Source organism: Anaerotruncus sp. DFI.9.16, from assembly GCF_024461615.1.
Classification (GTDB): Bacteria; Bacillota; Clostridia; order Oscillospirales; family Ruminococcaceae; genus Anaerotruncus; species Anaerotruncus massiliensis.
Genome location: NZ_JANFZX010000009.1, coordinates 37,265 through 59,378 on the forward strand (window position 1 = coordinate 37,265; position 22,114 = coordinate 59,378).

Annotated in this window: 28 protein-coding genes; 26 read left to right on the top strand and 2 right to left on the bottom strand. The window is 61.6% G+C overall.

Going from position 1 to position 22,114, the window contains the following annotated elements:
• The first annotated feature begins 8 nt into the window (after positions 1-8).
• The 26 genes from NE609_RS06030 (at position 9) to NE609_RS06155 (ending at position 18,950) form a co-directional block, all read left to right on the top strand.
• Positions 9-626, top strand: coding sequence for a hypothetical protein (locus NE609_RS06030; RefSeq protein WP_256152010.1), 618 nt, complete (start codon positions 9-11; stop codon positions 624-626).
• A gap of 2 nt (positions 627-628) precedes the next feature.
• On the top strand, positions 629-994 hold the full coding sequence (locus NE609_RS06035) for a hypothetical protein (RefSeq protein WP_087301537.1): 366 nt from the start codon (positions 629-631) through the stop codon (positions 992-994).
• Positions 991-1,527, top strand: a complete 537-nt coding sequence (locus NE609_RS06040; RefSeq protein ID WP_148337933.1) for a hypothetical protein — start codon at positions 991-993, stop codon at positions 1,525-1,527. Before NE609_RS06035 ends, NE609_RS06040 begins: the two co-directional genes overlap by 4 nt.
• A gap of 5 nt (positions 1,528-1,532) precedes the next feature.
• Entirely contained in the window at positions 1,533-2,627 is a 1,095-nt protein-coding gene (locus NE609_RS06045) for a DUF3383 family protein (protein ID WP_178627640.1), read from the top strand.
• 19 nt (positions 2,628-2,646) lie between these two features.
• Entirely contained in the window at positions 2,647-3,051 is a 405-nt protein-coding gene (locus NE609_RS06050; protein ID WP_178627638.1) for a phage protein, read from the top strand.
• A gap of 13 nt (positions 3,052-3,064) precedes the next feature.
• Complete coding sequence (locus NE609_RS06055; protein WP_256152011.1) at positions 3,065-3,397, top strand: hypothetical protein; 333 nt, start codon at positions 3,065-3,067, stop codon at positions 3,395-3,397.
• 227 nt (positions 3,398-3,624) lie between these two features.
• Positions 3,625-6,111, top strand: coding sequence for a hypothetical protein (locus NE609_RS06060; RefSeq protein WP_148337929.1), 2,487 nt, complete (start codon positions 3,625-3,627; stop codon positions 6,109-6,111).
• Positions 6,112-6,125: 14 nt separating this feature from the next.
• Positions 6,126-6,731 (top strand): phage baseplate protein, encoded by a 606-nt coding sequence (locus tag NE609_RS06065; protein ID WP_087301547.1) that lies wholly within the window; start codon positions 6,126-6,128, stop codon positions 6,729-6,731.
• 16 nt (positions 6,732-6,747) lie between these two features.
• The gene (locus NE609_RS06070; RefSeq protein WP_087301549.1) at positions 6,748-7,104 is read left to right on the top strand and encodes a hypothetical protein; all 357 of its coding nucleotides are present in this window, start codon (positions 6,748-6,750) and stop codon (positions 7,102-7,104) included.
• Entirely contained in the window at positions 7,104-7,949 is an 846-nt protein-coding gene (locus NE609_RS06075; RefSeq protein WP_178627633.1) for a hypothetical protein, read from the top strand. Before NE609_RS06070 ends, NE609_RS06075 begins: the two co-directional genes overlap by 1 nt.
• Positions 7,946-8,581: a Gp138 family membrane-puncturing spike protein gene (locus NE609_RS06080; protein ID WP_162612366.1), complete on the top strand. Its 636-nt coding sequence runs from the start codon at positions 7,946-7,948 to the stop codon at positions 8,579-8,581. Before NE609_RS06075 ends, NE609_RS06080 begins: the two co-directional genes overlap by 4 nt.
• A 13-nt stretch (positions 8,582-8,594) precedes the next feature.
• Entirely contained in the window at positions 8,595-8,969 is a 375-nt protein-coding gene (locus NE609_RS06085; RefSeq protein WP_162612367.1) for a DUF2634 domain-containing protein, read from the top strand.
• Entirely contained in the window at positions 8,966-10,156 is a 1,191-nt protein-coding gene (locus tag NE609_RS06090; protein WP_148337925.1) for a baseplate J/gp47 family protein, read from the top strand. The genes NE609_RS06085 and NE609_RS06090 overlap by 4 nt, the downstream gene beginning before the upstream one ends.
• Positions 10,153-10,836: a hypothetical protein gene (locus NE609_RS06095; RefSeq protein ID WP_178627631.1), complete on the top strand. Its 684-nt coding sequence runs from the start codon at positions 10,153-10,155 to the stop codon at positions 10,834-10,836. Before NE609_RS06090 ends, NE609_RS06095 begins: the two co-directional genes overlap by 4 nt.
• 21 nt (positions 10,837-10,857) lie before the next feature.
• Entirely contained in the window at positions 10,858-11,556 is a 699-nt protein-coding gene (locus tag NE609_RS06100) for a phage tail protein (RefSeq protein ID WP_148337921.1), read from the top strand.
• A gap of 214 nt (positions 11,557-11,770) precedes the next feature.
• A complete protein-coding gene (locus tag NE609_RS06105) occupies positions 11,771-12,172 on the top strand; it encodes a four helix bundle protein (RefSeq protein WP_087301560.1) in 402 nt (133 codons plus the stop codon).
• A gap of 51 nt (positions 12,173-12,223) precedes the next feature.
• Positions 12,224-12,358, top strand: coding sequence for a DUF6273 domain-containing protein (locus NE609_RS06110; protein ID WP_256152020.1), 135 nt, complete (start codon positions 12,224-12,226; stop codon positions 12,356-12,358).
• A 155-nt stretch (positions 12,359-12,513) separates the two neighbouring features.
• Complete coding sequence (locus tag NE609_RS06115; RefSeq protein ID WP_148337914.1) at positions 12,514-13,599, top strand: reverse transcriptase domain-containing protein; 1,086 nt, start codon at positions 12,514-12,516, stop codon at positions 13,597-13,599.
• The gene (locus NE609_RS06120; protein ID WP_256152012.1) at positions 13,568-15,274 is read left to right on the top strand and encodes a DUF6273 domain-containing protein; all 1,707 of its coding nucleotides are present in this window, start codon (positions 13,568-13,570) and stop codon (positions 15,272-15,274) included. The genes NE609_RS06115 and NE609_RS06120 overlap by 32 nt, the downstream gene beginning before the upstream one ends.
• Before the next feature lie 18 nt (positions 15,275-15,292).
• The gene (locus tag NE609_RS06125; RefSeq protein WP_178627694.1) at positions 15,293-16,084 is read left to right on the top strand and encodes a hypothetical protein; all 792 of its coding nucleotides are present in this window, start codon (positions 15,293-15,295) and stop codon (positions 16,082-16,084) included.
• A 37-nt stretch (positions 16,085-16,121) separates the two neighbouring features.
• On the top strand, positions 16,122-16,631 hold the full coding sequence (locus NE609_RS06130) for a hypothetical protein (protein WP_148337908.1): 510 nt from the start codon (positions 16,122-16,124) through the stop codon (positions 16,629-16,631).
• 5 nt (positions 16,632-16,636) lie between these two features.
• Complete coding sequence (locus NE609_RS06135) at positions 16,637-16,975, top strand: serine/threonine protein kinase (RefSeq protein WP_148337906.1); 339 nt, start codon at positions 16,637-16,639, stop codon at positions 16,973-16,975.
• A gap of 17 nt (positions 16,976-16,992) precedes the next feature.
• Entirely contained in the window at positions 16,993-17,349 is a 357-nt protein-coding gene (locus NE609_RS06140) for a hypothetical protein (protein ID WP_148337904.1), read from the top strand.
• Between the two features lie 21 nt (positions 17,350-17,370).
• Entirely contained in the window at positions 17,371-17,745 is a 375-nt protein-coding gene (locus tag NE609_RS06145) for a phage holin, LLH family (protein WP_148337902.1), read from the top strand.
• Positions 17,746-17,749: 4 nt separating this feature from the next.
• Positions 17,750-17,950: a hypothetical protein gene (locus tag NE609_RS06150; RefSeq protein ID WP_148337900.1), complete on the top strand. Its 201-nt coding sequence runs from the start codon at positions 17,750-17,752 to the stop codon at positions 17,948-17,950.
• The gene (locus NE609_RS06155; protein WP_148337898.1) at positions 17,943-18,950 is read left to right on the top strand and encodes an N-acetylmuramoyl-L-alanine amidase; all 1,008 of its coding nucleotides are present in this window, start codon (positions 17,943-17,945) and stop codon (positions 18,948-18,950) included. The genes NE609_RS06150 and NE609_RS06155 overlap by 8 nt, the downstream gene beginning before the upstream one ends.
• 179 nt (positions 18,951-19,129) lie before the next feature.
• On the opposite strand, the gene guaA (NE609_RS06160) is transcribed toward NE609_RS06155, so the two are convergent.
• Together guaA (NE609_RS06160) and guaA (NE609_RS06165) are read right to left on the bottom strand one after the other, a co-directional pair.
• Positions 19,130-20,434 (bottom strand): glutamine-hydrolyzing GMP synthase, encoded by a 1,305-nt coding sequence (guaA, locus tag NE609_RS06160; RefSeq protein ID WP_256152013.1) that lies wholly within the window; start codon positions 20,432-20,434, stop codon positions 19,130-19,132.
• A 35-nt stretch (positions 20,435-20,469) separates the two neighbouring features.
• Positions 20,470-22,002, bottom strand: coding sequence for a glutamine-hydrolyzing GMP synthase (gene guaA, locus NE609_RS06165; RefSeq protein WP_256152014.1), 1,533 nt, complete (start codon positions 22,000-22,002; stop codon positions 20,470-20,472).
• Positions 22,003-22,114 lie beyond the last annotated feature (112 nt).

Genomic DNA, 22,114 nt, shown 5'->3' on the forward strand with positions numbered 1-22,114 from the left:
GGTGGGCCGTGGCGATTATCAGAGACACCCTGCGCCCAGAGCTCGAGCGCATCAAGACAGAACTCAAGGCCCTTCAAGCCTTGAAAATCCACGTCGGCATACAAGGAGACGCAGACAGCTACCTCCTCATGATAGCCGGCGTCCACGAATACGGGGCGACCATCCGCGCCAAGAACGTAAAGAACCTCGCAATTCCCATCTCGCGGGAGGCGGAGGGGAAAAGCCCGAGGGACTTCCAAGGGCTTTTCTTCATCACGTCGGAGGAAGGGCATCTGTTCGGAGTTACGGACAAGGGGAACGGGAAATTCAATTTCCTGTTCCTTCTCCTCCCTTCCGTCACCATCCCAGAGCGCAGCTTCATTCGAGGCAGCTTCGACCACGGGAAGAACGAACTCGCGGAGGCTTGCAAGGCAGCCATCGACAAAATCGTCCTCGAGGGAGGAACCGCCAGAGAGGCGGCGGCCCTCATCGGCGAGCGGGCGGCGGCTATGACGCAGGCCTACATCATGAAGGGCATTGACCCGCCCAAGAGCAGCATCACAATGGAGACCACCAAGAGCGGGAAGCCCCTTTACAGCACGGGACGCCTCTACCAATCCATCACCTACGAAATCGAGGAGGGATAGCCATGTTCAAGTACGCAAAGCCCACCATCCCCCTCGGGCTGCTGCACGACATCGAGGAGCTCGAGCCCGGCGGCAGTTACGACCAAGCGAACGGAGGCCAGTGGAAGCCCACGAAGCCGACGTCCAAGACCTTCAAAGGCGTTGTAATGCCGGTCAACAACGAAGACCTGCAGTACGCCATCGCGGGCACCTACACGCAGAACAGCCAAAAGCTCTACACCAACGGCCACAGCCTCACCGTCGGGCAGCAGGTACGAGACACCTTCGACGGACAGGTCTATACCGTGAAGCAAGAGCTTACCCACGGGCCCATCCACCCGCTGAAACGCTATGTTGTTGAGAAGAAGGGAGTGAGCTCGCCGAAATGACATTCCTTGAAGTCAGAAACACGCTCGTCTCGAGCCTCGCGGCGGCGCTCGGCCTCCCCGTCCTCTTGAGCGACCAAGTGCAGCCGGAAGCAGAGGTGCCCTTCATCGTTTACAGCGTCACGGCACCATACGCATCGACGGGAGAGCTCGGAGACCACACGCAGACCGTCATCGAGAACGAAGACGGCACCGAGGCGCTCATCGACAACCGCCGCGAGCAGCCTTCCGCTACCTTCTCCTTCACTGCCTGTTCCGAAAACAGGTGGGACGGCGAGGAATACGTCTACGGAGACGATGAAGCCCAGAGCATAACAGAGAAGGCCATCGGCTACCTGTTGCAGGGCGGCTACAACGACCTCTCCAACAAGGGCATCGTCGTCGCGGAGGTTACGAACGTCGGGAACCGAACCACCCTCGTCATCGACGAAGCGGCCCGCCGGTATGGCTTTGACGTGCGCGTCCGCTACACCAAGGACGACCAGCGGAGAGACGACATCCTCCAAAACGTCGTCACCAAACAAGAAAAGGAGTGAACCAAATGCCGAAAGACGTTATCGTCGTCGTAAACCTCGACGCGAAGCCGAACCCCTCGGAGGCGCTCGACATCCTCATCTTGAGCACCGCCGGGGCCAAAGACCCCGCCATCTACCGCAGCCTCGAGGAGGTTGCGGAGGACTACCCCAACAGCGGCACCACCGCGAAAATCTATCGGAAGGTCAGCGCCCTGTTTGAGCAGGGCAAGACCACACTCGCAGACACCCTCATCCGCAAGGTCAAAATCGCCGGCATCGCGCCCCCCACCGGGCAGGACGACGGAGAGAAGGCGGAGGCCCTCATCACTGCCATCGAGACCCTCCGCCAGACCGACGACGACTGGTATATGCTGCTCACCGACCAAGACGGAGACGACTACGTCAAAGCTCTTTGTGCGTGGGCGGAGGGCACGGAGCCGACAGAGGCGGAGCTCGGCGCAGGCGAGGAAGACCACCGCAAATTCTACTTCGGCCAGACTGACAACCTCTCTCTGGCTGTCAAGAACCGCCGGTGCGCCCTCATCTACACCGACACCGAGAACCTCGATGAGGAAGCGGACGCCGCCTACCTCGGCAACGTCGGCCCCTTCTACCCGCAGAGCGTGACGTGGAAGTTCAAGGTGCCGCAGGGCATCACCATGCCTGCAATCACCAGCGCCCAGAGAGAGGCCCTCGAGGAGGCAAACGTCAACTTCCTCACGGAGGAGTACAAGAAGCAGTACGTCAAGAACGGCGTCTGCTGCGACGGAGAATTCATCGACAACCAGCTCGGCGCAGACTACATCGCCAGCTACATGAGGGAGGAGCTCTACGCCGTCCTGCTCGAGAATGCGAAGGTGCCCTACACCGACGCAGGCTTCGCGCTGGTGGCCGGAGCCGTCTTCGCGACCCTCAACCGGGCCACCGACCTCGGCATCATCGCCAGAGACCCGGAAAGCGATGCAGGCGTCTTCTCTGTCGTCGTCCCGAAACGGGCCGATGCCACGGATGAGGAGGCCCGCGCCCGCCAGATGCCGGACATCACTTGGGAGGCCCTGCTCGAGGGCGCTGTCCACCGCGTCAAGGTGGTAGGCACCCTGCGGGCCACCCTCACCGCGTAAGTGAAAGGAGGAACACACCATGCCGGAAGTCAGCACCTACGACCCCAAGAAGGTCACTGTGTCCGTCGGAGGCCGGGTAATCACCGGCTTTGCCGCAGACGGCGTCGTAACCCTCACCCACAATGAGGACGCCGTCACGCCCAGCGTGGGGGCCAAGGGCGACGTCGCATACAGCGAGAACGCGAACAACAGCGGCAACGCCGCTCTGCCCCTTATGAGCACGTCTTCGAGCCTTGCGTACCTGCGCGAGATTTGCGCGAAGCGGCGTCCCGTCCGCTTCTCCGTTTCGGACGTCAACGACGCCGACGCCATCCAGGTCAGCGAGGAGAACTGCCGCATCCTCAAGATGCCGGACACCCCCAGAAGCAAAGACCCCACCACCGTCACCGTCAACGTCTACATCCCCGACCTCAACTACCGTTAAGGCGGGGATTTAGATGGCAAAGAAGAACTGGCCGGAAAGGCCGAAATCATTATCAGAAAGGGGCTACCGAAAGTATATGGCTCGTCAGAAAAAGGTAACTGTCAACGGAACCGAATTCACCCTGCAGAGCGTTTCTCCGTCGTGGTACTACGAGACCAACGATGAGTGTGGGAACACCGGCAGCGGAAAGCGCAAGAGCGCGGAGTACATGGACAGGATGTTCAAGAACTGCGTCATCGCGCCCGCCGAGGTGAGAAACGAAGGCATGGCCTACTTCGATGAGAAGGATGACCTCAAGACCCCGGAGGGGCTCATCAAGGCCATCGAGAACTTTCTTCGAGAGTGAGGCCAGCGTAGCCGCAGCGCAGCGGCGGGCCCGGCGGAACAGGGAATTCTGGTGCATGGTGTTCGCCGGCAGCGGCATCACCTACTCCGAGCTCAAAGAAATGGACTTGAGAGAGTACCGGGAAGCCGTCGAGGCCCGCTTGCTGTGGCAAGGAGAATGGAACCCCAACAGAAAGAAATAGCCGTCCCTTCGGGGGCGGCTATTTCGGCATTTAAGGAGGTGAAAACTTGGCAGACGCAAGAGACCTCACCTATGGCGTAGGCTTCCAAGCGTCGGACGCCTTGAACGCCATCGAACAGATGGAAAGCGGCCTCGGCGACGTTGATGAGGCTGTAGACCGGGCAGAGGCTGGGGCACAGTCTTGCAGCCGCGCAATCAGCGACATGGGCGCGGCAGGCGCGGACGCAGCACGGGACGCCGGAGCCGCCGCCCAGAGGATGGGAGCAGACTTCGACGACGCCGGGGACGATGCGAGCGACAGCTTCCGAAAAATGGGAGCGGAGGCCGACAGCTTCGGCGCGGCCTTCAAGAAGACGATGGCAGCGGGCATCCAGAGCGGACAGTCGCTTGCCAAGAGCTTCCGCACCGGCGTTTCCGGGGCCTTCGCCTACACCCAAAAGCAATTCACAGGCTTCAAGAACGACGTCACAAAGGGCGCAAAGGCCATAGGAACGGCCTTCACCCATCCAATACAGACCATAAAGGGGAAACTCGTTCAAGCCCTTAACGGGGCCGCAGACGCGGCTGACGACGTAGAGGATGAGGCCAAGGACGCAGAGCGGGCGCTCGACGACATGGGCGCGGAGGGCAGCGACGCAGGCAACCAAGTCAAGGACGCCATCAAAGGGGCGCTCGCAGCCTTCTTGAGCATCGAAGCCATCCAAGCGGCCACCGACGCCATCAAGGAATTTGCCAGCGCCGCAGTAGAGGCAGCAAAGCTCGGGGAGAACACATCCGCGAAGTTCGATAACCTGTTCGCCGGCACAGACGTCGGAGAATGGGCCGACAACTACGCGGACGCCGTTCACCGCAGCAACACGGAGGTGCAAGGCTTCCTTGTCAGCAACCAAGCTCTCTACACCAACCTCGGCATCACAGACGACGCGGCGGCGGAGCTGTCCAAGACCACCACGTCCCTCGCCTACGACTTCGGCAACGCCTTTTCGATGGATGACACCGAGGCCCTCACCCTCATCCAAGAGGGCATCCAAGGAAACGGCGAGGCCCTCGCAGAGTACGGCGTCAAGCTGGACGAAGCGACGGTCAAGGCACAGGCCATGAAGATGGGGCTCGGGGAGAACATCGACGAAATGGACGAAGCCACCCTCGCGCAAGTACGGCTCGCCTCCATCATCGAGCAGAGCTCCAAGGTGCAGCAGGCAGCCATCACACAGACGGACGGCCTCACCAACAGCACCAAGAGCCTCAACGGCATCTGGACGAATTTCATGGAGGACGCCGGAGGGAAGTTCACCCCCGTCATCGAGCAGTTCCTCAACACCATCATCGAGGCGTGGCCGACCATCGAGCCCATGCTCCTCGGCCTCGTCGAAATGCTCTCGGAGGGCCTTTCGCAGGCCATGCCGGTCATAATGGAGCTCGGGCAGGCCCTTTTGCCTGTCCTCACGGATGTCCTCGGCACGGTATTCCAAGCCGCAATACCGCTCATCGACGTATTCGGCAGCCTCGCGCAGACCGTTTTGCCGCCACTGGCGAGCATCCTCGGCCTGCTGGTCGAGACCCTTATGCCGCCGCTGACGGAGATTTTGAACGTCATCATCTCGCTCATCGAGCCCCTTATGCCGGTCATTCAGAGCATCGCAGAGGCCATTCTCCCGCCGATTGCAGAGCTGCTCGGGCTCATCGCCCCCATCCTCGAAGCCCTTTCCCCTGTCCTTGAGGTCATCGGGAATGTTCTGGGCGTCATCGGGGACGTGCTCGGCACTATCATCGGCTGGCTGGCAGACGGCGTCGGAGCCGTCGTCAATTTCTTCTCCGGCCTTTTCGGAGGCGCGAAAGACAGCAAGGAGGAGGTCGAAGGGCTCAACGGAGCCGTCAACGGCCTGCAAGAGAGCGCGAACACGGAGGTCAGCCTCGCCGTCGATACGTCGCAGTACACCTCGGACGTTACCGGGGCGGCAACGGAGGCCAACGCCACCGCGCAGGAAAGCATCATCGAGACCAAGGACATCACAGACCTCAACCTCAAGACGATGGGCGCGGAGGCCAGCAGCACCTACGCCACGATGGCAATAGACGCCGAAACGGCATGGAGCCGAATGACGGCGGCTGCGGAGAGCGGGGCGAACGCCATCGTCGCAGCCTTCAACCGCATCGCCTCGGCGGCGGCCAGCGCGAGCAGCGCGTCCGTAAGCGTCGGCGTGACGTCCATTCCCGGAAACGCGGAAGGCACCGACAACTTTGAAGGCGGCTGGACGCGCATCAATGAGGAGGGCGGAGAGGTCGCCTTCCTCCCGCAGGGCACGGCCATCATCCCGGCGGACAAGAGCGAGCAGCTCATCGCCGGCGCATCGAGCAACATCAACTCCTCGAGCAGCTTCTCCCCGAGCCTCACCCTGCAAGTGCAGGGGAACGTAGACCAAGGCACCGCCGACAGCCTAATGGCGCAGGCGGAGGCCATGTTCCGGCGGCTCTACAAGGAGATGCGAGAGGAGGAGTACGACACCATGAACATCAAGAACGCCTACGCATAAGGAGGTGACAGCGCATGGCATACACCATCACGGGCCGGAAAAGCGGCTCGGTGCGGTTCGAGCCGGACACCATCGGTAACATCCAGAGCGAGGCCGTCTCTATGTCCAGCAAAGTCACCTCGAACCCCATCGAGAACGGCGCAGACATCAACGACCACGTCGTAAAAGACCCGGTCAAATTCTCCATAAGCGGCACCATCATCGGCGGCCAGCAGGGCCAGCAGACGCTACAAACCATGCGAGACCGCCGGGACATCGTAACCTACACAGGGCGCGTCCGCATCGCAAACCTCGTCATCACAAGCCTCTCTTTCGACTACGGGGCCAAGAACGCGAAGGGCTGCACCTTCAAGGTGTCCTTCCAGCAGGTCAACATCTCCTCCTCGGAGGTGGTCGAAGTCGGGGCGATGCCGATGATGACGCAGCAGGACACCGGGAAGCCTACGAGCTACTCGACAGCCCAGACCAAGAAAACCAGCAGCGACGGGCTCAAGACCACAGTGTCGGAGACCATTTCCAGTAGCGCCTACGCCGCCTATGTGAACAGCTACAACAGCAAACCGGCCAGCAGCAGCGGCCCCGCCACCAGAGCGACGGCCAGCTACAACGGCGTGAGCTGACGGAAGGAGGGCGGCTATGGCATTACAGCTTATCGACCTTGGAAACGAGGTCGAGGTCGTCGAGATTGATACGAGCAAGGTGCCCTACACCTTCTCCGTCAAGCTCACGGACAAGACCTATACTTTCACGGTCAAGTACAACGAGGCGGGGAGCTTCTTCACAGTAGACCTCGCCACCAGTGACGGGGAGCCGCTCGTCTACGGCGACATTGTTCGCTACGGGCGGCCCCTTTTCGGGAGCGTGGAAGACGAACGCTTCCCCCTCCCGGTCATCATCCCTCAATGCCTCACCGGGGAAGACATCGACACAGTGACGTTCGACAACTTCGGGAAGCAAGTCAAGCTGTACCTCCACGAGAGGAGGGTCGAGTGATGGACTTCTGGCTCCGCAGCGCGACCCTCCAAATCGGGGGGAACAGATACTCGATGGACGACCTCGCCTTCGACTTCGAGGTTCCGTTCGAGGACAGTGATGAGCTCACAACGGCCACCGTCAACGCCTACAACCTGTCGGCGAACACCCGGAACAGCATCAAGAAGGGAGACCCGGTCATCATCAATGCCGGCTACGAAGGAGACCTCGGCGTCATCTTCGTCGGGCAGGTGTCCGGCCTTTCCCACAAGCACAGTAGCACAGAATGGACGACCAAAATCACGGCCACGGAGGCCCTCGACCAATGGCTCACGGCACAGGTCAACAAGACCTACACCAAGAGCATAAAGGCGAAGGCGATGGTGCAAGACCTTCTCAACATCTTCGGCATCGAAGTCGGAACCTTTGAGCTCGCCATCGACAAGGAATACCCTCGCGGGAGGGTATGCAAGGGAAAGCTCAAGGACGTTTTGAAGGAAATCGTCGTGAGCGACTGCAAGAGCCGGTTCCTCATCCGCTGCGGGAAAATCATCATCAACAACCCGACGGACGGCGTGAACAAAGGCTACCTGCTATCGCCGGAGACCGGCCTCCTCCGCACGGATGAGGAAAAGGTCGTCATCGAGGTCGAGACCGACCTCGACACCAAGAAGACCACCGAGGAGAAGGACGAAGAAGCCCAAACCAAGAAGCGGAACAGCCTTCTCAACTACCACCTCGGCCCCGCCGACATCATCCGCATCCAGTCGAGCGACCTCAACGGGCAGTTTATCATCGTCCGGGGCACCCACAAGGGCAGCCAAAGCGGCGACTGGAAGACAGAAATCGAGGTGAGGCCCACATGAACACGCCGCAGTACAGATACGAGCAGCAGCAGAAGAAGAAAGCGGCAGAGGCCATCAACGTCGCCCAAATCGTCAAGGTCACGGCCTACGATGGTGCGAAGCAGACCGTCGATGTGCAGCCAATCTCCAAAAGGCTCGAGCAGGGAACCTACCAGAGCCAGCCTCCAATCCTCGGCGTCCCCATCGTGTGCGACAGGGGCGGAGGCTTCTCCAAGAAGGTCGCCTACAAGGCCGGAGACATCGGCCTCGTGGTCTTCTGCGACCATGACATCGACAACGCCGTGAGCAGCGGCACCGAGGGAGAGCCAAACACAGAGCGCAATCACTCGGCCACCGACGCCATATTCATCGGCGGCATCCTGCCCGGCAGCGCCAGCAACAGCCTCCCGGACGGATACGCCATCGGAACAGAGGGCGGCTCCATCTACCTCGTCGTCAAGGAGGACGGCATCGAAGTTCTCGGAGACACGAAGGTCACGGGAGACATCACCATCATCGGCGATGTTGCTGTCACTGGGGACGTTACCGTCACCGGCAGCATCACGGCCACGGGCGACGTCATCGCCGGAGGCGTCAGCCTCAAGAGCCATACACACACCTGCCCGGACGGGCAGACATCACCACCGCAGTAAAGGAGGGAAGCAAGTGGACAGAAACATGACGTTGAAAATCGACCCCGAGACGATGGACATTCCCATCGACGAAGACGGGAACATGGTGCTCATCTACGGCGACGAAACCACGGCGCAGTGCGTCCGGCTTACCCTTCTCACGTGGAAGGGCGGCTTCCCTCTCGACGAGAGCCACGGCACCGACTACGAGCGCATCTTCGGACGGCGGCGCTCCGACCTCGAGAGCGATGAGGTCGAGGAGGTACTACGGGAGGCCATCTTCCAAGAGACGGACGTCGAGCAGATAGACCAGCTTGACGCAGAGACAGACGGGCGCGAGCTCAACGTCGCCTTCTCCGGCACCCTTTACAGCGGCCAGACCATCAGCATGGAGGTGACGCAGCAGTGAGCACACAAAACGAATGGGGCCTCACGGAGCGAGGCTTCCGAAGGCCCACATACACGGAGCTTCTCGACGCCCTCGAGTACAAGGCAAGGGAGCTGTTCGGCAGCAAGGCGAACCTCACCGTCCGTTCGCCCATTGGCCTGTTCCTGCGGATTTTCGCATGGATTTTGAATATGCTCTTTTCCACCATCGAGGACGTCTACAACTCGCGCTTCGTTGACACGGCGGTAGGAACTTCTCTCTACAACCTCGGCAAGGCCATCGGCCTCAAGCTCCTGTCGGAGCAGAAGTCGAGCGGCTACCTCCAAATCACAGGTACGCCGGGAACCATCGTCCCCGTAGGGTGGCTCGCAGGAACCGTAGCGGGCCTCCAATTCGTCGTCATGGCGCAGGGGGAGATAGGAACAGGGGGAACCGTCCTTCTGCCCGCACAGGCCACCACAGCGGGCCCAGAGGGCAACGTAGCAGCGGGCACCGTCACCGTCGTCATCAACCCCGGCATCCCGGAGGGAATAACGGCGGTCACGAACCCGGCAGCCTTCGACGGAGGCCGGGCCCGCGAGACAGATGAGGAATACCGGGACAGGTATTACCAATCCGTGGACTATGCCGGCGGCGTCAACGCAGACGCCATCCGGGGCGAGATTTTGCAGAACGTCGAAGGCGTCTACTCGGCCATCGTGTACGAGAACGACACCGACGAAACAGACAGCGAGGGCCTCCCCCCGCACAGCATCGAGGCTGTCGTCTACGGCGGGCTCGACAGCGACGTCGCGCAGCAGATTTTCCGGCGCAAGGCGGCAGGCATCCAGACCTACGGAAGCACCACCGTCGCCGTCCTGTCTTCCAGCGGCGTCACCTACAACATCAAATTCTCGAGGCCGACCCTCGTGCCTGTGTGGATTAAGGTCACAGACCTCGAGACGGACGCCAACCGCTTCCCTGTGGACGGAAAAGACCAAATCGCGCAGGCCCTCATCGACTACATCGGCAGCGACGTGAAAGGCGGGACGACCATCGGAGAGACCGTGTATTACAACCGGCTCCCGGAGGTCATCTACACCATCCCCGGCGTCCTCGACTTCACCCTCCAGACCAGCCCGGACGGCAGCGACTACGGCACCTACAACATCGAGGTAGACACCAGAGAGAAGGCATACACCGAGAAAGCGAAGGTGAGCGTCTCATGAGCCACGGCTACCTACACACAATGCTTGATATGCTCACCGGCGCGTACAACCGGGACGACGTGAGGAACGCATACAGCAGCCTCCCCCTCGAGACCAACATCGGACGGCTGTTCAACACCCTTGCGTGGGGCCTTGAGCTTGTCCACGACCAGAGCGACAAGATACTCCTCTGGGACGACCTTGACAACGCGCAGGGCGCGGTATTAGACCGCTACGGGGAGAACTTCGGCGTAGCCCGAGACGGGGCTCCTGACGCCTTCTACCGCCTGCTGATTAAGGTCAAGATGATAAGCCTCCTCTCCGGCGGCGACATCGAGACCGTCATCAATGCGGCGGCGACCCTTTTCGACATCGAGCCGGAGCAAGTAGACCTCGACGAAGTTTTCCCCGCGAAGGTGTGGATATATGTTGACGAAGCAGACCTCGAAGCCGAGAAGATTGACACGGCGGAGCTCATCGCCGGCGTCATGAAGCGCATCGTCGCAGCGGGCGTCGGGATGAGGCTTTTCCTCCGCACCTACCGGCGGAACGAAGCGACGCTCTACCTCAATACCGGGGCAGCCATCTCGTCGAGAATGACGATAAGGCCCCCGGTCATCAACCGCAGGGCCAGCAACACCGTCTACCTCAACAGCTACGCCTACGAACTGGCCCACATCACAATCCGGCCAGCATATTAAACAGACAGGAGGAACAGCACAATGCCAGAAATCGGCTACAACGACGGCAGCTACCTCACCCAAAAAGGGAACGACCTCATCGCCAAGCTCATGGCCTCGGGGGAGGGACTGCAATTCACCCGCGTCAGCGTCGGCGACGGGAGCATTCCTTCGGGCAGCAGCCCGGACAGCATGACAGACCTCGGGCACGAAGTTATGGACGGCATGATTGCCTCCATCGCCAACAGCAACAACGGAGAAGTCTCCATCGTCGCGCAGGTCAGCAGTGTCGGCGTCGAGACCGGCTTCAACGCTACGGAGCTTGGCCTCTGGGCCACAGACCCGGACGAAGGAGAAATCCTCTACACCTACCTCTCCCTGCAGGAACACCCGGAATGGATACGCCCGGACGGCGACGCCGTGAACAAGCTGGCGACCTTCACGCTCGTTACCATTGTCTCGAGCGTCAGCATCGTCACCGCCATCATCAACCCGGACGCCTTCGCCACGATGGCAGACCTCGCCAACTACGCGCTCATCGGCCACGGGCACGAAATTTCCGACATCGCCGGCCTGCAAGAAATCCTCGACGACTACGGGGACGAAATCGACCTTCTTTCCGACCTCATCAGCGGGGATATGCCCGGCGGCATCACGTTCAGCGCGGACTTCGCAACCCTTTCCAACGTCACCATCATTGACGGCGTGTGGAACCAGACAGCGAGGCTCATCGAGGCATGACGGCGGCGGTTCTCTGCACGGAGGAGACCGCCGCCTGTCTCATACCGCACCTCATTTCCGAATTGGAGACGCCCTGCCCGTGCAGGCGGCATGACGGGCTGTATCTCACCGGCACCAGCATAGACGGCAGGCAGGTGAGCATCACAGTGAAGAAAGGCGTACTCGAAGTGGAGGGCATCAGCCAAGAGGAGCTCGACGCCCTCGCCGAAAGGAGGTGTCTGCTACGAACGGCAAGCCCGGCGAACTCACCGCCATAAGCAAGGCCAAAGACCTTGTGAACCATACCATGTGGGCCAGCAATAAGGTGTTTCCGAAAAGCGTCCGCTTCACACTTTCACAGCGGATGGAGACAGCGGCCCTCGACGTTCTGGAATGCCTCATAGAGGCGAACGAGATATTCCCTCGCAGCGCCGCAGAGACAGCAGAACGCCTCGACCTTCAAAAGAGAGCTCTTACGAAATGTAAGCTCCTCCTCAACCTACTCGACATAGCCCTCGAAAGGGGCTACATCGACATCCGCCGCTGCGAGGACTGGACGAAGAAGATACTCGACGTCAAGAACCTCACAGCTTCGTGGCGGAAAAAGGATGCAGCGCGGTTCAGCCCGAAAGGCTGACGGCGTTTCATTGGGGTATTCCTTGTACGGCATCGACTTTTGTTGTGCGTAGTGCGCTCCCCGAACGCGTCGAACTCGAACAACGTCCGCAACGTGAACTCGGACGGGACGCTCAACAACAACAACGCGTACAACGGCAACAACGGCGTCCGCCCGGCTTCGGTGGAATTTACCGCGACCAAGTAGACCCCGCTGCGGCGGGGCCGAAAGCAGAGGCCCACCCATCAAAGGAAGGAATATCCCGTCCAAAGGCATACCGCCGAGGATAAACACATAGCACCGACGCCCCGGAGCCCGCAAGGGCCTCGGGGCTTTTGCGGTGTTCGGAGGAGCCCAAGCAGATGCAGAAAACGAAGGTCAATTTTGATACCGTCTACGAATTTGAAACGCTCTACAACGCCTACCGGGCATCCCGGCGCGGCAAGAGGTGGAAGAACACCGTCGCCAAGGTGGAGATGAACGCCCTCGAGGCTATCGCCGTCCTGCAAGAGGAGTTGAGCACCGGCACATACCGCCCCGGCGGCTACCGGGAGTTTTATGTCTTCGAGCCGAAGAAAAGGCTCATTCAGACCAACTCCTTCAAGGACAAAATCGTCCAACACGCCTTTTGCGACACCATTCTCTACGACGTCCTCACCCGTCCTTTCATTCTCGACAACTACGGATCGCAGATAGGCAAGGGAACCCACTTCGGCCTCAACCGGCTACGCGACTTCATGCGGGAGTATTACCGCAGGCACGGCAGCGCAGACGGATGGGTACTGAAAGCGGACGTCCACCACTACTTCGCCAGCATCCGGCACGACATCCTCAAGCAGGACGTCCGGGAGCTGCTCGACGACGAAAGGAGCCTCGCGCTCACCGACCTCATCATCGACAGCACACCGGGCAACGTCGGCATCCCAATAGGCAACCAGAGCAGCCAAGTATTCGCGCTCTTATACCTCAACAAGCTCGACCACCTCATGAAAGAGGGCTTCCGCTTCCGCTACTACGGGAGATACATGGACGACTTCTACATCATCCACGAAAGCAAAGACACCCTCCGGGCCGCATGGAAGGCCATATCGGAGCACCTCGCGGAGCGAGGGCTCGAGCTCAATGACAAGACGCAGATATTTCCCCTCCGTAACGGACTGGATTTTCTCGGCTTCCACAGCTATCTCACGGACACCGGAAAGGTCGTCCGCAAGCTGCGCCGGGCCAGCCGCGAGCGGATGAAACGGAAACTGCGGAAGTACAAGGTCATGTACGAGAGCGGAGCCATCACCAAGGAGAAAATCACCGAGAGCTACCAGAGCTGGCGGTCACACGCTTCCCACGGCGATTGCCACGCGCTCATACAGAAATACGACCAACTCTACAATGAGATTTTTGAAAGGAGCGAAACAGCAGATGTCTCAATCAATCAGCGCCCTGCCCGTTAGGGCAAAGGTCAAAGACACCAGCACGACCTACTACGGCGTCCCTATCATCTGGGAGATAGGTGACAAGAACCACGCCGGGTACCCGGCGAACTCCGTCACCCTCGTCGCGGCGAACATCCTCAAGCTCGCCTGCTTCGACGCGAAGGAGAGTGGCAACGGCGACAGCAGCCGCCGGAACTACGGCAACAACAGGTATTCCCTTTCTAACCTCCGGCAGTGGCTGAACAAGTCTGGCTCGCCGTGGTATCAAGCGCAGCACGGCGCAGACGCAGCGCCCACCAACGCCAATGTGTGGGACGGCTACAATGAGTACGACGATGAGGCGGGCTTCCTCACCGGCTTCTCGGCCCAGATGCTCGCCGCTATCCTCAACACTACCCTCACCGTAGCAAAGGCCAGCGTTGACGGCGGCGGCTCCGAGACCGTCACGGACAAGGTCTTCCTGCTGTCCAAGGCGGAAGTCGGCCTCGGCGCAGAGAACGGCGTCTCGGAGGGCTCTACCCTCGCCATGTTCAGCGACAACTCCGGCCGCCAGTGCCGCCCCACCGCGCAGGCCGTCAGCAACAGTGAGTACAAGACAAGTTCGTTGAGCGCATCCCAGTACTGGTACTACTACCTGCGCTCCCCGAACGCGTCGGGCTCGAACAACGTCCGCTACGTGAACTCGGACGGGACGCTCAACAGCTACTACGCGTACAACGGCCACTACGGCGTCCGCCCGGCTTTGAATCTGTCATCTTCAATCTTGGTATCTGACAGCCCGGACAGCGATGGCGCGTACACGATTGTATGGAACCAAGCCCCGACGACCCCGCCCAGCATCACCGTCCCGGACGAAGTACGCAGCGGGAAGACCGCAGAAATCTCGTGGGCGGCCAGCGTAGACCCCGAGGGCGGCGCAATCACCTACGAGCTCGAGCGGAGCATCAACAGCGGCGCGTGGACGAACGTCTACACCGGCAGCGCCACCAGCTACGACGACACCGGCGTCGGCACCAGCGCAAACACGGTTCAGTGGCGTGTCCGGGCGAAGGACGTCAACGGAGCGTACAGCGGCTACACCAGCAGCACGGTCAAAACCGTTGTCCACAACGTAGACCCCACCATCAGCGGCACCGACACCGACCTCGGCACCGTCACGAGCCCGCCCTCGATGGCCTACACCGTGAACGACCAAGACACCGACGATGAGCTCACCGTCGTCGAAAGCCTCGACGGGAACGAAATCCGCACAATCGAGGACGCCGTGAGAAACCAGACCTACACCTTCGCCCTCACAGAGGCGCAGTTCGCGGCCCTGTCGAACGGGCAGCACACCATGCAGGTCAAGGTCACGGACACCCTCGGCAACAGTGCCACACGGACGACCACTTTCACCCGCAGTGTCACCGGCATCGAGTACATCGTCGGCCCCATCGAGACCGACGCCGCAGCCGAGAAAATTCTCGTGTCCCTGCAGTACTACGCGGCGGCGGAGGACGTCGTCGTCTCCGTGTGCAACAACGCCTTCGACGACAATCCCACATGGGAGCTCGCCACCATCGGCCTCAAGCACATCTTCTCGAACTCCACCAAAACCGCAGAGAAATGGGGCGTCGGCGTCAAGGTGCAAATCTCCAAGAGCACCGGCTACGACACCATCAGCAGCAGGCCGGTAAGCGGCTCTTATGTGTAAGAGAGGAGGAAGACTATCATGCCGAACGTCAACAGCCTTGAATACCAGAGGACTTTGCAGAAGCAGGAAAAGGCCGTAGAGCTCGTTGACATCTGGACGGCCATTCTGGACGCTGGGGAGGCCATCAAGGCCCTCGGCGGCAGCTACCCGGACGAACACATCCGCAAGGCGCAAGACGCCCTTCTGCGAGCCGGGAAGCTCGCCACCGGCGACCTCACGGACGACGTCATCAAAGAAATCGCCACCGTAGGAACCGCCCGCATCTGGGCGGCGAGTATGGGGCAGGTGTTCGCCGGCGAGACCATCATCGACGGCACCAGCGGCGAGACCTACATCTGCACCCAGACGCACCAAGCGCAGGCCCTCTACGCCCCCGGAACCGTGGGCGGGCGCACCCTGTTCCGCCTTATCCGGGAGGAGCCGGAGGAGCCCGGCACCTACCTCGACTTCGCATGGGGCGAGCACGTCCCCTACGGTTCCGTTCGCCGCGACCCCATTGACGGAAAGCTCTACACCCCCATCAAGGAGGCGGGCGTCACGCTCTACGAGCCCCATTACCCGCACCTTGTCCCCTCGGAGTACAAACTCTACGAGGACGGCGGTGAGGAGCCCGAACCCGGCCCGGAGCCCGAGCCAGAGCCGGGTGACGTCCCGGATTGGGACGGCCTCGAGGAGAGCCACACCTTCGCCGTAGGCGACCACTTTACCCACGACGGCACCGAGTACGAGGTGCTCCGCGCCTTCAACAAGCAGGAGAACTGGGCACCCCCGGCGCTCCTCAACGACTACTACAAGGAGGTCTCCGCGTAAGCGGGGGCCTCCTCTCTGCGTAAAGGAGGGATGCAGAATGAGCGAGACGACCAAGAAACCGGCACCGCGCAGGTCAAGGGCGAAGCCCAAGACCGCGCCAAAGGCCCGCAGCGACGCCGGAGCGCCCCTGTGCGCGGTCTTCACCGCCGGGCCGACCACCATCCGCACCGGCCCCGGACGCGGCTTTGAGGCCGCCGGAGAAGCCGCAGCGGGAGACTGGCTGCTCGCGCTCCCGGCGAAGGATGGATGGAGCGAGGTGGCAGCCGTCGCCGGCGGCGCGTTCATCCGGGGCTACGTCCCCGAGGGCAGCTTCTCGAAGCACGGGAAACCGGCCAGCAGGACACGCGCCTACACTGCGGCCTGCCGGGCGGCAGGCACAGAAGTCAAGGCCGGGCCCGGACACACCTACGGCAGCGACGGGACGCTCGATGAGGGCGCGCCCGTTATTGCGATGCCCCGCCGGGCCGGATGGTGCCCGGTAGCCACCTTCCTCGGCGGGAGATTTGTCACCGGCTTTGTGCCGGCGGCAGCCATCAAGGGGAGGTGATACCAATGGTCGAAGTCAGCATCGGAGAGCTGCTCCTCGCCTTCGTGGCGGCTATGGGAATTCCGAGCGCCATCATGGGGCTCATCGTCTGGCGCTTCAAGGGCCACATCGAGGCGCGGGAGGAAGCCCAAGCCGAAAAGGCGAAGGCGCAGCAGGATTTATTTCTGCTCATCGTGCAGAGTACGCGGGCCAGCATCGCCCTCGGCGAGGCCACGGCCCACGCCATGCAGCGCGGCCACACGAACGGCGATATGGAGACGGCGCTCGCCTACGCCACAGACATCAAGCACAAGCAGAAGGATTTTCTCGCGCAGCAAGGCATCCACGCCCTGCTCGATGAGTGAAGGGAGGGAGTGACCATGTGAAAAAGCTGCTCAAGAAGCTGAAAAGCTGGTGGCGCAAGAGGAAGCGCGAGAAGGCAAAGAAGAAGGCCCAGAGGAAGCCCCTCGAATTCTCGAAGGTGCTCGCCATCTGGGCCGTCTTTATAGCCACGGCAGCAGCCGTCGCCTCTTATGTGCTCGCAGCCTTTTACCGGGAGGCCGTCTCGGACGTCACCACGACCATCTTTACGGCCTGCATCGGGTATCTGATTACCTACGCAGGCAAGAGCCTCGGCGAGAAACTGAGCCGGAACAAGCACCGGCTCGACGCCGACGGGAACCCGCTGCCGGAGGACACGACCATCAGCAGCGACAGCACCAACATCGGAAAAGGATAAGACCAAAAGGAGGACATCGCCATGTACGACATCACGCCCATCATCGAAGCCGTTGCCGCCCTTATCGCGGCCCTCATCACCGCCTTCCTCGTGCCCTACATCAAGAGCAAGACCACCGCAGAGCAGCAGAAGGAAATCAATGCGTGGGTGAAAATCGCCGTCGCCGCCGCCGAGCAGATTTACACCGGCAGCGGGCGCGGCGAGGAGAAGAAGGAGTACGTCATCAACTGGCTCCGCGAGCACGGCATCACCGTTGACGAAGCCAAGCTCGACGCCCTCATTGAGGCCGCCGTCTACGAGCTCAACACCAACGGCATCGTCCCTGTTATCGGCATCCCGGACGCCGTCGTCACGACCACCATCGAGACCACCACAGAGACCCCCAAGGAGGAATAACACTATGAGCGAACAGAGGAAAAAGCCGCAGCTCAATATGCGCTACTACAACGGAGAAATCGACGACGACCTGCCCTACGTCGGAGAGCTCCACTATGACGAGGAAACCGGCCTCATCTATGACGAGGACGGCGACGTAGTGGATGAGAAGACCCTCGACGCCATGCTCGACGGCGACGGGAAGGGGGACGACGAAGATGAGTAATAGCGCCCTCATTTGCTACACCAAACTCAGCCCGAACCACTCCGGGAACAGAACCCACGCCATCGACACCATCTCTATCCACTGCATGGCCGGCAACCTATCCGTCGAATCGTGCGGAGCCCTTTTTGCCAATAGCAGCCGACAGGCATCCAGCAACTACGGCATCGGCAGCGACGGGCGCATCGCCCTCTACGTCCCGGAGGCGTACCGCTCTTGGTGCACCTCTTCCCGAGCGAACGACCAGAGAGCCATCACCATCGAGGTCGCCAACAACGGAGGAGCCCCGGACTGGCCCGTCTCCGACAAGGCATACCAAGCCCTTCTGAACCTTGTCGAGGACATCTGCCAGAGGAACAGCATCAAGAAGCTCGTGTGGTCTACTGTCAAGAACAACCGCGTCAACCACGTCGGCGGCTGCAATATGACTGTTCACCGCGACTACGCTGCCAAGGCCTGCCCCGGAGACTACCTCTACGACAGGCACGGCAGCATCGCAGCGGAAATCAATAAGCGCCTCGGCGGCGGGAGCTCCACCCCGAGCACACCCACCACCGGCAGCGAGCAGACCGCCACCAACTACACCGTCAAGGTGACGGCCACCGACCTCAACATCCGCAGCGGCCCCGGCACCAACTACGGGCGCAAGGGCTTCATCGCCCCCGGCGTCTATACCATCGTCGCGGAGGCGGACGGCACCGGGGCGACCAAATGGGGCAAGCTCAAATCCGGCGTCGGCTGGATTTCCCTCGATTACGTCACCAAGACCGGCACCGGGGCCACGGCGGCCCCGGCCATCAAGGTCGGCAGCAAGGTCACCATCGACGACGGAGCCGTCTACGGCGGCCTCGCCACTACCAGAGGAAAGGCGGTTCCCTCTGGTGTGTCCGGCCCGAACCGCAAGTACACCGTCAAGCAGCTCGCCACACACAAAGGCGAGGAGGAGGCCCTCTTGCAGGAAATCGTTTCTTGGGTCGCCCTCAAGTACCTTAACGCTGTCTAACCCGCAGCACAGAGAGAGCCCCCGGCCAGCAGGCCGGGGGCTCTTTTTCGTTTCCGGGCATCATTTTCGTGACCCCACGAAAATGGTCGCCCAGAGAGATTTAATGCCAAAATAATGCCACGGGCAAATGCGACACCGAGAAAATGCAGGTATCATGCGGCCTCCGGCTATTCCGGCCATTACTCCCACTCGATCGTCGCGGGCGGCTTGGGGGAGAGGTCGTAGCAGACGCGGTTGACCCCCGGCACTTCCTTCAGGATGCGGTTTGTGATCTTCATGAGCACCGGCCAGGGCACCTGCTCGACGTCTGCGGTCATCGCGTCGATCGTGTTGATCGCGCGCAGAATGACCGGGTACTCGAAGCAGCGCGCGTTGTTTTTCACGCCGACCGATTTAAAATCGGGGACGACGGTGAAATACTGCCAAACGGTCTTGTCGAGCCCGGCGGCGTGGAACTCCTCGCGGAGGATCGCGTCCGATTCGCGCACCGCCTCGAGGCGCTCGCGGGTGATCGCGCCGAGGCAGCGCACCCCAAGTCCGGGGCCGGGGAAGGGCTGGCGGTAGACCATGGCGTCGGGCAGGCCGAGGGCAGTGCCGCAGGCGCGCACCTCGTCCTTGAAGAGCTGGCGAAGCGGCTCAACGAGCTCAAACGCGAGGTCGTCGGGCAGGCCGCCGACATTGTGGTGGCTCTTCACCATCTTGGCGGTCTTGGTGCCGCTCTCGACGATGTCGGGATAGATGGTGCCCTGCGCGAGGAAGTCGATCCCCTCGAGCTTGCGGGCCTCCTCCTCGAAGACGCGGATGAACTCCGCGCCGATGATCTTGCGTTTCTGCTCGGGATCCGCCACGCCCGCCAGCTTGCCCAAAAACCGTTCGCTCGCGTCGACGTAGACGAGGTTCGCGCCCAATTCGTCGCGGAAGACGCGCACGACCTGTTCCGGCTCCCCTTTGCGGAGCAGCCCGTGGTTGACGTGCACGCAGGTGAGCTGGTCGCCGATGGCGCGCAGCAACAGCGCGGCGACGACCGAGCTGTCCACGCCGCCCGAGAGGGCGAGCAGCACCTTGCGGGAGCCGACCTGTTTGCGGACGAGCTCGATCTGGTCGGCGATGAAGTTTTCCATGTTCCAGTTGGCCTGCGCCTTGCAGGTGCCAAAGACGAACCCGCGAAGCAGCTCCGTCAGCGCGGCGGGCTCCTCCGGCCAATGGGGCAGGGCCTCGCCGCGTGCCGTGGGATGGTCGGCGGAAAGGGTCGGGATGCCGAGCGAATAGACCGCGGGGTCGACGTCGACGGGCACGCTGTCCACCACCCTGTTGGGGCCGCCGTTCAGGAGGATGCCGCGCACGTTTGGCAGCGCGCGCAGCTCGTCCGGCGTGATGTCGTGCGGGTAGATTTCGCTGTAGACGCCCAGGTCGCGGACGGCCCGTGCGAGGACGGTATTTTCAGTGCTTCCAAGGTCCAGAATAACGATCATGTCCTGCTGCATATGCTGTTTTCCTCCCATGTCCTGCCGAGCCGGCCTCAGAGCCATTCAATGGTCGCGGGCGGCTTGGATGTGATATCGTAGACGATCCGGTTGATGCCGCGCACCTCGTTGACAATCCGGCGGCTGACGAGGTCGAGCACCTCGTAGGGGATGCGCGCCCAGTCGGCGGTCATGAAGTCGGTGGTGGTGACGCCGCGCAGCGCGACGGTGTAGTCGTAGGTGCGCCCGTCCCCCATGACGCCGACCGACCGCATGTCGGTGAGCACCGCGAAATACTGGTGGACCTCCTTCTCCAGTCCCGCCCGGGCGATTTCCTCGCGGAAGATCCAGTCGGCGTCCTGCAAAACCGCGACCTTTTCGCGGGTGATCTCCCCGACGATGCGCACGGCGAGCCCGGGGCCGGGGAAGGGCTGGCGGTCGACAAGGTAATCGGGCAGGCCGAGCTCCCTGCCGAGCGCGCGGGTCTCGTCCTTGAAGAGCAACCGCAGCGGCTCGATGATCTCCTTGAAATCGACGTAATCGGGAAGTCCGCCGACATTGTGGTGGCTTTTGATCGTCGCGGCGTCCCCCGCGCCGGATTCGATCACGTCGGGATAGATGGTGCCCTGCGCGAGGTAGTCGACCCGCCCGAGCTTTTTGGCCTCCGCCTCAAAGACGCGGATGAACTCCTCGCCGATGATCTTGCGCTTCCGCTCGGGGTCGGTCACGCCAGCGAGCTTATCGAGGAAGCGGTCGCGCGCGTCGACGCGGACAAAGTTGAGGTCATGCCCGGCGAAGGCCGCCTCGACCTCGTCCCCCTCGTTCTTGCGCATGAGGCCGTGGTCGACGAAGATGCAGGTGAGTTGGCCGCCGACCGCGCGGGAGAGCAGCGCGGCCGCGACCGAGCTGTCCACGCCGCCCGAAAGCCCGAGCAGCACCTTGCCGTCCCCGATTTTTTCGCGCAGGGACGCGATCGTGCTGCGGGCGTAGTCGCCCATCGTCCAGTCGCCCTTTGCGCCGCACACCCGGTAGAGGAAGTTGCGGAGCATGGCGACGCCGTTTTCCGTGTGGAGCACCTCGGGGTGCATCTGTAAGCCGTAGAGCTTTTTTTCGGGGTTCTGCATCGCGGCGGTGGGGCAGCAATCGGTGTGCGCCGCGGCGGTAAAGCCCTCGGGCAGCCGGTCGATATAGTCGGTGTGGCTCATCCACGAGACGCCTTTTTCCGGAAGCTCCGCGAAGAGGGGGCAGGAGGTGTCGTAGTATGTAACCGTCTTGCCGTACTCGCGCGAATCGGGGCTGGTGACATGCCCGCCGAGGGTGTGGGCCATCAGCTGGATGCCGTAGCAGATGCCCAGCACGGGGACGCCCCGTTCAAAGACCGCCGGGTCGATGTGGGGGGAATCTTCCTCGTAGACGCTGTTGGGGCCGCCTGTAAAGATGATGCCGATGGGATTTTTCGCGAAGACCTCCGCAAGCGGGGTCCGGCTGGGGAGCACCTCGCAGTAGACCGCGCACTCGCGGACCCGGCGGGCGATCAGCTGGTTATACTGCCCGCCGAAGTCGAGGATCACGACCGTCTGGTGGTTCATATGGGTTCATCAATCCTTTTTTATCAGATACCTGCGGGAATACGTTTATTTTGCCACAAAAAGACGCAAAATACAAGCGGCAAGGAAACGATTGTTCCTGCCTGCGCGCCGT